14 protein-coding genes are annotated in these 12,305 nt (G+C 34.7%); 7 read left to right on the top strand and 7 right to left on the bottom strand.

The genetic code is table 11. The features are described 5' to 3' along the window. The first annotated feature begins 59 nt into the window (after positions 1–59). From JE46_RS12450 to JE46_RS12435, 4 genes are all read left to right on the top strand, one after another. Positions 60–581: a methyltransferase domain-containing protein gene (locus tag JE46_RS12450; protein WP_031455616.1), complete on the top strand. Its 522-nt coding sequence runs from the start codon at positions 60–62 to the stop codon at positions 579–581. Positions 582–676: 95 nt separating this feature from the next. Next, on the top strand, positions 677–1,525 hold the full coding sequence (locus JE46_RS12445) for a glycosyltransferase (RefSeq protein ID WP_031455615.1): 849 nt from the start codon (positions 677–679) through the stop codon (positions 1,523–1,525). 80 nt (positions 1,526–1,605) lie between these two features. Then, positions 1,606–2,352: an MlaE family ABC transporter permease gene (locus JE46_RS12440; protein WP_031455614.1), complete on the top strand. Its 747-nt coding sequence runs from the start codon at positions 1,606–1,608 to the stop codon at positions 2,350–2,352. Continuing rightward, a complete protein-coding gene (locus JE46_RS12435; RefSeq protein ID WP_031455613.1) occupies positions 2,352–3,113 on the top strand; it encodes an ABC transporter ATP-binding protein in 762 nt (253 codons plus the stop codon). The genes JE46_RS12440 and JE46_RS12435 overlap by 1 nt, the downstream gene beginning before the upstream one ends. Positions 3,114–3,182: 69 nt before the next feature. Here the strand turns inward: JE46_RS12435 and JE46_RS12430 are convergent, their stop codons facing one another. The 5 genes from JE46_RS12430 to JE46_RS12410 all read right to left on the bottom strand — a co-directional run bounded on the left by JE46_RS12430 (position 3,183) and on the right by JE46_RS12410 (position 7,151). Beyond that, on the bottom strand, positions 3,183–3,785 hold the full coding sequence (locus JE46_RS12430; protein ID WP_031455612.1) for a SprT-like domain-containing protein: 603 nt from the start codon (positions 3,783–3,785) through the stop codon (positions 3,183–3,185). 15 nt (positions 3,786–3,800) lie between these two features. Next, positions 3,801–4,166 carry a four helix bundle protein gene (locus JE46_RS12425; protein ID WP_031455611.1) on the bottom strand — a complete coding sequence of 122 codons (366 nt, stop codon included), beginning with the start codon at positions 4,164–4,166 and terminating at the stop codon, positions 3,801–3,803. A 27-nt stretch (positions 4,167–4,193) separates the two neighbouring features. Beyond that, positions 4,194–4,871, bottom strand: coding sequence for an SDR family NAD(P)-dependent oxidoreductase (locus JE46_RS12420; protein ID WP_031455610.1), 678 nt, complete (start codon positions 4,869–4,871; stop codon positions 4,194–4,196). Positions 4,872–4,906: 35 nt separating this feature from the next. Then, positions 4,907–5,884, bottom strand: coding sequence for a M20/M25/M40 family metallo-hydrolase (locus JE46_RS12415; protein WP_031455609.1), 978 nt, complete (start codon positions 5,882–5,884; stop codon positions 4,907–4,909). A gap of 124 nt (positions 5,885–6,008) precedes the next feature. Further along, a complete protein-coding gene (locus JE46_RS12410; protein ID WP_031455608.1) occupies positions 6,009–7,151 on the bottom strand; it encodes an acyl-CoA dehydrogenase in 1,143 nt (380 codons plus the stop codon). A gap of 453 nt (positions 7,152–7,604) precedes the next feature. On the opposite strand from JE46_RS12410, the gene JE46_RS12405 reads away from it, so the two are divergent. The 3 genes from JE46_RS12405 (at position 7,605) to JE46_RS12395 (ending at position 10,739) form a co-directional block, all read left to right on the top strand. Continuing rightward, on the top strand, positions 7,605–8,177 hold the full coding sequence (locus tag JE46_RS12405) for a chalcone isomerase family protein (protein WP_031455607.1): 573 nt from the start codon (positions 7,605–7,607) through the stop codon (positions 8,175–8,177). Between the two features lie 139 nt (positions 8,178–8,316). Further along, positions 8,317–9,543: a Glu/Leu/Phe/Val dehydrogenase dimerization domain-containing protein gene (locus JE46_RS12400; protein ID WP_031455606.1), complete on the top strand. Its 1,227-nt coding sequence runs from the start codon at positions 8,317–8,319 to the stop codon at positions 9,541–9,543. 293 nt (positions 9,544–9,836) lie between these two features. Then, a complete protein-coding gene (locus JE46_RS12395; RefSeq protein ID WP_031455605.1) occupies positions 9,837–10,739 on the top strand; it encodes a hypothetical protein in 903 nt (300 codons plus the stop codon). A gap of 423 nt (positions 10,740–11,162) precedes the next feature. Here JE46_RS12395 and JE46_RS12390 read toward each other — a convergent pair whose 3' ends face one another. Then, complete coding sequence (locus tag JE46_RS12390) at positions 11,163–11,558, bottom strand: ExbD/TolR family protein (RefSeq protein WP_031455604.1); 396 nt, start codon at positions 11,556–11,558, stop codon at positions 11,163–11,165. A 3-nt stretch (positions 11,559–11,561) separates the two neighbouring features. Beyond that, the gene (locus JE46_RS12385; RefSeq protein WP_031455603.1) at positions 11,562–12,257 is read right to left on the bottom strand and encodes a MotA/TolQ/ExbB proton channel family protein; all 696 of its coding nucleotides are present in this window, start codon (positions 12,255–12,257) and stop codon (positions 11,562–11,564) included. Positions 12,258–12,305: the final 48 nt, after the last annotated feature.

Here is a 12,305-nt window from a genome sequence, read left to right as displayed (position 1 = left end):
TATATTTGCGACCTAATCATAAAATTAAGAACTGGCCCTGCTTCGTTCACATCCATACTATGTACGAAAAAACGTTTCCGAATAAAAGATTCAAACTTACCTTAGAATTTTTACAAAAACACATCAAAACCTCTGAAACGATCCTGGATCTGGGAGTCGAAAATCCATTTTCAAAAATCATGAAAGAAGCTGGATACTCAGTAAACAATACAACTGGTGAAGATTTGGATTTAAATCAGGATTCATTGAAAAATGCCAATTCAGATGTGGTGACCGCATTCGAAATATTCGAACATTTATTGAATCCGTTTACAATTTTAAACGAAATCAAATCAGACAAACTTTTGATTTCAATTCCGATGCGTTTGTGGTTTTCACCTGCTTATCGTTCTAAAACAGATATGTGGGACAGGCATTATCACGAATTTGAAGACTGGCAGTTAGACTGGCTTCTGGAAAAAACAGGCTGGAAAATCATCGACAGACAAAAATGGACAAACCCAGTAAAAAAGTTTGGATTAAGACCTTTTTTACGCAGTTTCACCAATCGTTATTATATTGTATACGCGGAAAAAGCCTAATAGCAAATTTCAAAAAAATAAATCCCAAATTCCAATTTAAAACTATTTGAATTGGAATTTGGAATTTAAAAAGATTGGAATTTAAATTGAAAATTATGAAATATTACATCGTCATTCCGGCTCATAACGAACAGGATTTAATTGGCCTTACTTTACAATCTCTGGTATCACAAACCGTTTTACCTTCAAAGGTTGTAGTTGTCAATGACAATTCTACCGATAAAACAGAAGAAGTTGTATTAAGTTTTGCAAAAGAAAACCCGTTTATTTCTGTTGTAAACAAAACTTCAGACGCCATTCATATGCCGGGAAGCAAAGTGATTCAGGCTTTTCAAAAAGGTTTTGAAACTTTAGATACCGAATATGATATCATCGTAAAAATAGACGGCGATTTGATTTTTCCTGCTAATTATTTTGAAACCATCATCAAACATTTCGAATCTGACCCAAAAGTGGGAATGGCAGGCGGGTTTTGCTATATCGAAAAAAACGGCGACTGGATCCTGGAAAACCTAACCGATAAAGATCATATTCGAGGAGCCTTAAAAGCTTACAGAAAAGAAACATATCAACAAATTGGAGGATTACGACCTGCAATGGGTTGGGACACGGTAGATGAATTGCTTTGTAAATATTACGACTGGAAAATTGTCACAGACGAATCTTTACATGTAAAACACCTAAAACCAACCGGTACCAATTACAATAAAACAGCCCGTTATAAACAAGGTGAAGCTTTTTACACTTTAGGATATGGATTTTGGATTACTGCAATTGCTTCTGCAAAATTGGCGATGATGAAGAAAAAGCCACTTCTTTTCTTAGATTACATAAAAGGTTTCTGGAAAGCAAAAAAAGCCAAAACACCATTATTGGTTACCCCTGAACAGGCTAAATTTATTAGAAAGTATCGTTTTCAAAAAATGAAACAAAAGTTAATTTGATTGCCAAAGAAACCGAAAAACGGGAACTCATAACCCAAAACTCATAACTTCTTTTTACCTTAGCCAATATTTGTAAAACTATGATGTTAATTCGTTATTTATCCCAGGTAGGGAAATATTTTTTAATGCTGAAAGAAATTTTCAATAAACAGACCAAATGGCCTGTAATGAAAAGTTTAATCTTAAAAGAAATCGACGACCTTATTATTGACTCTCTTGGAATTGTCTGCTTTATATCGTTCTTTATCGGAGGAGTTGTAGCCATTCAGACTGCTTTAAATTTAACCAATCCGTTAATTCCTAAATATTTAATTGGTTTTGCAACACGTCAATCGGTAATTCTGGAATTTGCTCCTACTTTTATTTCGGTAATTATGGCCGGAAAAATGGGGTCATATATTACTTCCAGCATTGGGACGATGCGCGTTACAGAACAAATTGACGCTTTAGAAGTTATGGGAGTCAACTCCTTAAACTATCTTGTTTTTCCAAAAATTATAGCTTTGTTCATGTATCCATTTGTAATTGGAATCAGTATGTTTTTAGGTATTTTTGGAGGTTGGCTTGCTTCTGCTTATGGTGGATTTTCGACAAGTCAGGATTTTATTTCCGGAGCTCAATGGGAGTTTATACCTTTTCATATTACCTACGCTTTTATCAAAACTTTAATTTTTGCTATGTTATTGGCCACGATTCCATCCTTTCATGGATATTACATGAAAGGCGGAGCACTGGAAGTTGGTAAAGCGAGTACGGTATCGTTTGTATGGACATCAGTTTGTATCATTCTTTTTAATTATATATTAACCCAATTATTATTAGGATAATGATAGAAGTAAAAAATATAGAAAAATCATTTGGTGACAGTAAGGTTTTAAAAGGCGTTTCGACCGTTTTTGAATCCGGAAAAACCAATTTGATTATTGGTCAGAGTGGATCTGGAAAAACGGTACTACTAAAGACCTTATTAGGAATTCATACTCCTGATTCAGGAACGATTGAGTTCGACGGAAGAATTTATTCTGATTTAGATCCTGATGAAAAAAGAGAACTAAGAACTGAAATTGGAATGGTTTTTCAGGGAAGTGCCTTATTCGATTCGATGACTGTTGCTGAAAACGTCGCGTTTCCATTAAGAATGTTCACTAATAATAACAAAGCCCAAATCAAAGAACGTGTTGACTTTGTTCTGGAAAGGGTAAACTTAGTTGAGGCTCACAAAAAACTGCCATCTGAAATTTCAGGAGGTATGCAGAAACGTGTGGCAATTGCACGTGCTATCGTAAATAATCCAAAATACTTATTTTGTGATGAGCCAAATTCTGGTCTGGATCCTAATACTTCAACATTGATTGATAATTTGATTCAGGAAATTACCAAAGAATACAATATTACAACCGTGATTAATACCCACGATATGAACTCGGTTATGGAGATTGGAGAAAATATTGTTTTTTTAAAGAAAGGGCTTAAAGCGTGGCAGGGAACTAAAGAAGAAATCTTTAGAACAGAGAATAAAGACATCGTAAAATTTGTTTATTCTTCAAATTTATTCAAAAAGGTAAGAGAAGCTTATTTGAAAGGGTAAAATCTTTTAAATGTTCAAAATAAAAATTCCAAATTCCAAACTTAAAAAAATGGAATTTGGAATTTCTTTTTATTGAATATTGATTAGCTCTACTTCAGCATTCGGATTAAAAAGATACAATTTTCCGGAACTAATTTCCAGACACTCAAAACGTTTTGTCCGAACGGCAATCTTTTTGAAAATTTTTCCGTTTTTGATTCTGAAAACACTGCCATAGGGAATTTCGAAAACGTAGTTTTTATCATTTTCTTTATCATATTGCTTCAAAGCCAAAGATAAGGTGGTATCCGTATCGCTGCTTGCAGATGGATTCTTAAAATGTCTGGCCAATAAGGGAAGAATATGATTAGGAAATATCTCTGGACGAATAAACGGTACCATCAAACGTTGAAATGTAAGTTTCCATTCGCTACCATGAGGCTTAATATTTCGTCCAAACTTTTCAAAAGCTACCAAATGCGCAATTTCATGAACCAGTGTAATTAAAAATCTGTACTTGTTCAAACTTGCATTTACCGTTATTTCATGTTTACCTCCTGAACCTCTTCTATAATCTCCATGACGCGTTTGGCGTTCATTTACAATTTTCAGATGCACCTGATTGGCCACTATCAAATCGAAAACGGGCTTTACCGCATGCTCAGGAATATATTTAGCTAATGTTTCGCTCACAATAGTTATAAATTATTAATTATGAGTTATAAGTTTTTTTTTGGACGTAATTATAATGCTTCTAATTATTTTTAGCACGTCATTGCATTGTTGATGTATGGAATCAAACTCTGCTAGAGAAATATAATCCGCTTCTTTTAAGATTTCAAGCCAATACATAGATTCATCACACTCTTTTTGGGCAATTGATAATTTATGAATGAAATCAGCTTTGCTCTGAGCATTGACAGCTTCACGAACATTTGCGCCAACGGAAGTAATAGAACGCAAAAATTGCTTGCTCATTACAAACTCCTTTTTTTCAGAAACTAAATGTTTATAAAAATTAACCCCTCTTACAGCTAATTCAAAACTTTTAGTTTTTACAATACTTTCACTCATAATTCAGAACTCATAATTTATAATTAGTTAAGGATTAGTCGAAGAAACTTCCAGGACTTTTCCGTTAAAATATTTATTTCCATTAAGTGTAAAATCATAAATATAAGTCGCCATTCCCTCTGCAGAAATTGGAGCCTGATAGCCTGGAAAAGCCTCATTCAGCATTTCGGTCTGAACAGATCCTAACGCCAGAACATTAAATGAAATACCTTTTTCTTTATATTCTTCAGCCAATAATTCTGTCAAAGTAATAACAGCTCCTTTGCTTGAACTGTAAGCCGCAAGTCCTGCAAATTTAAGACTACCACGTACCCCGCCTATTGAACTGATGGTTACGACATGGCTTCCTTTTTCAAGATACGGCAAACAAATCCGGGTAAGATTGGCGACAGCAAAAACATTTACTTTGTAAATTCTTTCAAAATCTGCCTGAGTAGTTTCTTCAAAAGGTTTTAGTAAAAGAGCTCCTGCATTGTGTACTACAGCATCTATTTTTTTCCACGTTGAAGAAAGAAAATGGCTCACAGTATCAAGTTGGGTTTCATCTGCCAAATCAACTGAAAGACAAGTAACGTTTTGGTGTTCTAAAAGTGCTTGTGGAATTTTTCTTGAAATGGCTAAAACCTGATAACCAGCATTTGCAAACTGCAGAGCCAGTTCATAACCTATTCCTCTGCTCGTTCCGGTAATAATAATATTTTTCATAAACCAAAAATAATCAAATCTTATGAATACAACTCTTATTTGGTCATCGTAATTTCCTGAGTCGGAGATGATACAATTATACCTATAGCCGGTAAAAACTCCTGCGTAAATTTAGTTATATGCGGAATATCCATTACCTCAAATTCATCTGATGGATGATGATAAAATTCAAAATTCTCAAAATCAAAAGTACTTATGGACTGACATGGTTTTTTGAAAACTTCATAAAAAGAATAATTATCAGAACGGTAAAAAAGTTCATATTCTGCCTCTTTGGGAAGAAAGCCAATCGTATTCTTTCCTGTATACTGATTAATTCGCTCTGCCATATTTGATTTGTCAAAACCTGTAATATAGGCCAGGTAATCACGCTTCATTGGCACACCAACCATTTCAATATTTAACTGGGCATACAAATTAAAGTCTTTATCTTTAAGTTTTTGTACCAAGCTTTTAGATCCTAAGAGTCCCTTTTCTTCTCCTGCAAAAAACACAAAAAGGATGCTTCTTTTATTCGATTTTGTCTTTGCAAAATACTTAGCCATTTCTGCTACAACGGTTACTCCGGAAGCATCATCGTTTGCACCGTTATTAATCATATCATTCTGCTTATTTTTTAGCAGACCAATATGATCGTAATGCGCACTTAAAACCACGAATTCTTTTTTAAGTTCCGGATCGGTTCCTTCTAAATACCCCACAATATTATAGGCCGGTGATTTAAAATTTGTAAGTGTGTCACGATATGTACTGAAGTAGGGTTTTACATTATTCTTCTTAAAAAAATCTTCTAAAAAAACAGCTGCTTTTTCGATACCCCGTGTTCCTGTCTCTCTTCCTTCGAGTTCATCTGAAGAAAGATATTTTAAAAAATCTGAAACCTCATTTTGTTCTACTATATAAGTGTTTTCAACAGATTCTGATACTGTCTTTGAAGTTTTTTCACCAACTATTGGGATATTAGATTTGCAGCCCAATAAAACTAATGAGAGAAGAAAGTACATTTTTTTCATAAAAAGAATATTTAAATTTGTGTGCTGATGAACAAAACTTCTGAAAATTAAAAAAAATAATCGTAAAAAAACCCTTTCAAAGCTAAAAAAGCAGAAAGGGTTTCAGTATACTAAAAAGAGAAAATTATTCGGCGATAACTGCTCTCGAGATTACAATTTTTTGAATTTCAGATGTCCCTTCATAAATCTGCGTAATTTTAGCATCACGCATCATACGTTCTACATGATATTCTTTTACATATCCGTTGCCTCCATGAATCTGAACGGCTTCAATCGCAGTATCCATAGCCACCTGCGAAGCAAATAATTTTGCCATAGCACCGCTTACATCATAATTTTTATGCTGATCTTTATCCCAGGCAGCTTTCATGCATAAGTGACGGGCAGCTTCAATATTTACGGCCATATCTGCTAATTTAAATGCAATGGCCTGATGGTTACAGATTTCGGTTCCGAAAGCTTTACGTTCTTTTGAATATTTCAAAGCCAATTCATACGCCCCGGATGCAATTCCTAATGCTTGTGAAGCGATTCCGATTCGGCCTCCGGCAAGCGTTTTCATAGCAAATTTAAATCCGAAACCATCTTCCCCGATTCTGTTTTCTTTCGGAACTTTTACATCACTAAACATTAATGAGTGTGTATCAGAACCGCGAATTCCCATTTTTTGTTCTTTTGGCCCAACAGAAAAGCCCGGCATATCTTTGGTCATAATCAGGACATTTATTCCTTTATGCTTCAGTTCAGCATGCGTTTGTGCGATTACCAAATAAACAGAAGCCGTATTTCCATTAGTAATCCAGTTTTTTGTACCGTTTACCAAATAATGGTCACCCATATCAATAGCTGTTGTTTTTTGCGAAGTTGCATCACTCCCTGCTTCCGGCTCACTTAAGCAAAAAGCGCCGTGAATTTCTCCCGAAGCCAAACCCGGCAGATATTTTTGTTTCTGCTCTTCGGTTCCAAATTCCTGCAATCCCCAGCACACTAAAGAATTATTTACAGACATCACTACCGAAGCAGATGCATCCACTTTAGAAATTTCTTCCATCGCAATTACATACGAAACTGTATCCAGACCGCTTCCACCATATTTAGGATCAACCATCATCCCCATAAATCCTAACTGCCCCATCTTTTTTACCTGCTCAGCCGGAAAAATCTGTTTCTCGTCTCTTTCAATTACACCCGGCAACAATTCATTTTGAGCAAAATCCCTTGCAGCCTGCTGAATCATTAAATGCTCTTCTGTTAGATTAAAATCCATAATAGTGGTTCTTTAAGTTGTTAAAGTGCTTTTTTGTTATACATAAAAAAGCTTTTCAAATATAAATTTTATATACCAAATAACAATGCACGCATAGTATTTTAGGGTTTTATCCAAAAATACTATAACGTTTTCGTTACTATATTAAAAAAAAATCAGACAATCCTTAATTTCACAACAGATTACTCATATTTTAAGAGCAAAATTATCGATAATAGAAATTAAAACAAACTGTTACAACTATTCTGTAAAGGCAAAATGGCAAAAATATAAAAGAATACAAATCGACAGTAAAATTACTCTTACTATTTTGATTCTTAATTCAATAGATTTTAAAATCAAAGGCAATATCACAAAAAACTTACCGTTTAAAACTCTAAATTTTAGAAATTAACAGTATTTTTGCAAAAAACAAAAACACTAAAAAAACAAAAACAATTATCACGAAAGACTATGAAAAAGATTTTACTACTGCTCACGCTACTTATAAGCTTACAATTCTCAGTATCCGCTCAAACACACATAGATGTAAACGGCGTTACAGTTCCAAGGAAAATTGAATTTCAAAACAAAACCTTACAACTAAATGGTGCCGGAGGAAGATCAAAAATGTGGCTCGAAGTTTATGTTCAGGCTTTGTACCTAACGCAATTAAGCCAGGACCCGCAGTTTATTATTGACAGTGACACTGAAATGGCAATACGAATTGAAATTACTTCGGCTATGGTTTCTGCCAACAAATTAACAAAAGCAATGAATACAGGTTTCGAAAAATCGGCAGGAAGTAATCTTGAAGAATTAAGACCAAGAATAGAGCAGCTAAAAACCCTTTTAAGTGATAAAATTACAGAAAAAGATGTGTTCATACTGGCTTACAATCCAATTGATCAAACCATCAATGTGATTAAAAATGAAGCCTTGAAAGGAAAAATTCAAGGATTTGATTTCAAGAAAGCATTGTTTGGAATCTGGCTTTCCAATAAGCCTGTTGACGAAACACTAAAGAAAAATTTATTAGGACAATAACACTTCTGATTTTATAAATTTAAGGCCGAAAACAAGTAGTTTTCGGCTTTCTTTTTTTGTTAAAACAAAATTACAACAAATACATTATTCGCATTATTCTATTTCATACTTTTACACAAACTAAACATATTTCAACAAAATGAAAGATTTATTGCAGCAATTTGAAAATAAAGAACCTGAAATTGTTTTTAACTGGAAAGATTCTGAAACAGAAGCCGAAGGCTGGACTGTTATTAATTCTCTCCGTGGCGGAGCTGCGGGCGGAGGTACCAGAATGAGAAAGGGCCTCGATGTTAACGAAGTTTTATCATTGGCCAAAACAATGGAGGTTAAATTCTCTGTTTCGGGACCTGCAATTGGAGGCGCTAAATCCGGAATTAATTTTGACCCTAATGATCCCCGAAAAAAAGGCGTTTTACAGCGTTGGTATAAAGCGGTTTCTCCTTTGTTAAAAAGTTATTATGGCACAGGAGGTGATTTAAACGTAGATGAAATTCATGAAGTGATTCCGATGACCGAAGAATGTGGTGTCTGGCATCCGCAGGAAGGCGTTTTTAACGGACATTTTAAACCAACAGAAGCTGATAAAATTAATAGAATTGGTCAATTGCGTCAGGGAGTTATTAAAGTTATAGAAAACCCTAAATTTTCGCCCGATGTAATCCGCAAATATACTGTTGCCGATATGATTACCGGTTTTGGTGTTGCTGAAGCTGTTCGTCATTTTTATGCAATTTACGGCGGAGATATAAAGGGTAAAAAAGCAATTGTTCAGGGTTTTGGAAATGTAGGTTCTGCCGCAGCTTTTTATTTAGCAGAGATGGGTGCCAAAATAATTGGAATTATTGATCGTGACGGAGGCCTTATCAAGGAAGAAGGTTTTTCGTTTGAGGAAATCAGAACTTTGTTTTTAAATAAGGACGGAAACAAACTGGTTGCCGAAAATATGATTCCGTTTGAAGAAATCAATTCACAAATCTGGACAATTGGTGCTGAAATTTTTACACCTTGCGCTGCTTCAAGATTGGTTACTCAAGCTCAAATTGACAGTTTAATTGCAAATGGCTTAGAAGTTATTTCTTGTGGTGCTAATGTTCCATTTGCGGACAAAGAAATTTTCTTTGGATCTATTATGGAAGAAGTAGACAGTAAAGTAAGTTTAATTCCTGATTTTATTTCGAATTGTGGTATGGCCAGAGTTTTTGCATATTTTATGGAGAAAAAAGTTCAAATGACTGATGAAGCGATTTTTAATGACACTTCAGAAATTATAAAAAATGCGATTGTAAAAGCACATGCTTTGAATCCGTCAAAAACAAATATTAGTGCAACTGCTTTTGAGATTGCACTGAAACAATTAGTGTAATTTTCTTTATACTTTTATTCTAAGCGGGCTAAATTTTAGCTCGCTTTTTTTTCACAGATTATTGGATTAAAAAATACTTCTCTTTATTGATATTTCACGCAGATTTAAAATAGATTTAAAATAGATTTAAGCAGATTAGCGCAGATACAATTTTAAAATTAAAAACCTGCTTAAATCTGCGAAATCTGCGTGCAAAAACCTTAGCGATAAAATTGTCTCAACCTTTTATTCTAAACAATTTTTACTACTTTTAAACGTTTTTATTAAATACAATTACAAAATTCAGAATCAAAATGACTTCTACAGATTCTTCAGATAAAAAGAAATCACTATTAATCTCTACGGCAATTTATGGTGTCCTATTATTGCTGTTGTTTTTTATACGTTTTTGGCCCCCTTATAATCCTGAAAACAATGTAGCTCTCGCTGAAGGTGGCGGAGGTGGAGGTGTAACCGTAAATTTTGGAGACAGCGATTTAGGTTCAGGATCCAATTATAACAGTGAAGTTCTTGATGTAAAAAACAATGCAAAAGCAACACCTGCAAAAGCCACTCCGGACGAAGCAATTATTACTCAGGAAAACTCAACTGCTGCTGAGGAAGATGTAATTATTCCCGTAAAAGAAAAACCTAAAAAAAATACTCCTGTTGTTAAACCGGAAGAAAAACCTGTTCCTCAAAAACCAAAAGTTTCTAATTCTACAAACGATGCTTTATCCAGCATTTTAAAAGGCTCGAATAAAGGTGGTGACGGAGACGATAAAGTGGCAGGAAACAAAGGAAAAGCGAACGGAAGTTTAGGATCGAATGGATATTATGGCTCAGGAGGTTCAGGTGGAGGAACTGGTGGTGGCAACGGAACCGGAAATGGTATTGGTACAGGAAGCGGATATGGAGCAGGAAGTGGTGGAGGCTCTGGCGGCGGATCAGGATATTCTTTAGGAAACCGAAAAGCATTATCGAAACCGGCACCAAAATATACCTGTGATGAGGCCGGAAAAGTAGTCGTTGAAGTTACAGTAGATCAAAGTGGAAGAACAATAAGTGCAACACCTGGAATAAAAGGAACTACAAATTTGGCCAGATGCTTATTAGATCAGGCAAAAATTGCTGCAATGAATACGAAATGGGATGCTGACAGTAATGCTCCTGCCAAACAAGTTGGTAAAATTATTTATAATTTTAGTTTGAATTAAAAAACATATAAAACTTAAATAAGAAAGGCTTTCTGGAAATTTCCAGAAAGCCTTTCTTATTGCTGACTTTTGTCAATTTCGACGTAAGGAGACTCGAGCGATAGTGAACAGGTGAAGCAAATCACACTCATATATCGACAAAGATTGGAGACATACTTTATGGAGTTTCTTGTGTGATTTCTCCCTCCGGTCGAAATGACATACTTTATGGCTACTATTTTTTTAATCTGTCTTCTTCCTCGTTCCTCTTACTTCTATATTCTTTCCTCTATGCCTTTTTCTTTCTTTCATACTCTCTTTTCTCGCGTGAGGGATAGCAGCTGGCTACCGAAGTAGCGCGAATAGCCCGACCGGAATAAAAAAAATGGGCCTATCAACATCCTGCTGATTAGCCCATTTTGTTTATTGTGGTCACGCCCAAATTTACTTCGGACTCGTAGCAATTACAAATTTCAGATTGTTCTTTACTCCTATCTGCAATACATCTACTAAATCCTGAACCTGTAAGTTAAAAGGAATACGAACAACAACAGTTTGCGCTTTATCGTCTCCTATTTTCGACATCAGGCTGGTTTCTAATTCTTCGAACTCTACCGGCTGTTTGTCGATGTAGAATTTTTTATCTTCGGTAACGGATAAACTGATTAATTGTTTATTCGTTTTTTCGTTAGATTTCGCTTTTGGCAAAGTCATCTTAATAACATTAGGATTTGCAAGCGTTGAAATAATAAGGAAAAACAACAGCAGGAAAAACATAATATCACTCAATGATGAGGTCGCCACTTCGGCATGAAATCTTCTTTTTCTCTTAATAGACATACCTTATGCTCTTTGAATTATATTGACAAAAGCTAATATTTGTTTCTGGATTTTTAAGGCAAAATCATCAATCTTACCGTTCAGGATATGATAAGCGCTATAGGCAATAATACCTACAATAAGTCCTGCTCCACTACTGATCATTTTCTCATACAATCCTCCGGAAATATTTCCAATACTAATATTTTCTGTTACAGAAATGCTGTAAAAAATTTTAATTACACCTGAAATGGTTCCAACGAATCCAAGAGTTGGTGCAATTCCGGCAATTAAACCTAAGTGTCCCAATTTGCTTTCCATTTCACCAATTTCGATATCGGCGGCACGATCCATATTGGCTTCGATTTCTGCAATTGGTCTTCCGATAACCAAAACACCTTCTTTCAAAATATTCGAAGCAGCAGTATCACTTCTCTCTACGATTGTTCTGGCCAATTCTATATTTCCGGCATTCAGCTTATCACCTACATCCTGCATTAATCTGTTATCGATTTTTGAGGCTTTTGTAATGTATAAATAACGTTCAATAATTACGTAAAAAGTATAAAATAATAAAATGGCAATTGGTATTAAGAAAAAACCTCCTTTTAAAATAAATCCTAAAACTGAGATTTCGGTATTGGGTGCAATTTTTTCGATAACTACGTTAGATGCAGCGTTTGCGATGGTATCTGTTTGTAATTGAATGAAGCTAAACATATATTAATTCTGGTTTATAATAATTAATTCTAAAAAATATTTCAAATT

The sequence above is a fragment of the Flavobacterium chungangense LMG 26729 genome, from assembly GCF_000735715.2.
In the GTDB taxonomy this organism is placed as follows: Bacteria; Bacteroidota; Bacteroidia; order Flavobacteriales; family Flavobacteriaceae; genus Flavobacterium; species Flavobacterium chungangense.
This window is presented reverse-complemented; position numbering and strand designations above follow the sequence as displayed.

Excerpts from the sequence above, each read along its gene's own strand:
- JE46_RS12405 (WP_031455607.1), top strand. The coding sequence starts at position 7,605 with ATGAAAAAGATTTTACTACTGCTCACGCTACTTATAAGCTTACAATTC.
- JE46_RS12400 (WP_031455606.1), top strand. The coding sequence starts at position 8,317 with ATGAAAGATTTATTGCAGCAATTTGAAAATAAAGAACCTGAAATTGTT.
- JE46_RS12410 (WP_031455608.1), bottom strand. The coding sequence starts at position 7,151 with ATGGATTTTAATCTAACAGAAGAGCATTTAATGATTCAGCAGGCTGCA.
- JE46_RS12420 (WP_031455610.1), bottom strand. The coding sequence starts at position 4,871 with ATGAAAAATATTATTATTACCGGAACGAGCAGAGGAATAGGTTATGAA.
- JE46_RS12440 (WP_031455614.1), top strand. The coding sequence starts at position 1,606 with ATGATGTTAATTCGTTATTTATCCCAGGTAGGGAAATATTTTTTAATG.
- JE46_RS12415 (WP_031455609.1), bottom strand. The coding sequence starts at position 5,884 with ATGAAAAAAATGTACTTTCTTCTCTCATTAGTTTTATTGGGCTGCAAA.
- JE46_RS12450 (WP_031455616.1), top strand. The coding sequence starts at position 60 with ATGTACGAAAAAACGTTTCCGAATAAAAGATTCAAACTTACCTTAGAA.
- JE46_RS12390 (WP_031455604.1), bottom strand. The coding sequence starts at position 11,558 with ATGTCTATTAAGAGAAAAAGAAGATTTCATGCCGAAGTGGCGACCTCA.
- JE46_RS12435 (WP_031455613.1), top strand. The coding sequence starts at position 2,352 with ATGATAGAAGTAAAAAATATAGAAAAATCATTTGGTGACAGTAAGGTT.
- JE46_RS12385 (WP_031455603.1), bottom strand. The coding sequence starts at position 12,257 with ATGTTTAGCTTCATTCAATTACAAACAGATACCATCGCAAACGCTGCA.
- JE46_RS12425 (WP_031455611.1), bottom strand. The coding sequence starts at position 4,166 with ATGAGTGAAAGTATTGTAAAAACTAAAAGTTTTGAATTAGCTGTAAGA.
- JE46_RS12395 (WP_031455605.1), top strand. The coding sequence starts at position 9,837 with ATGACTTCTACAGATTCTTCAGATAAAAAGAAATCACTATTAATCTCT.
- JE46_RS12445 (WP_031455615.1), top strand. The coding sequence starts at position 677 with ATGAAATATTACATCGTCATTCCGGCTCATAACGAACAGGATTTAATT.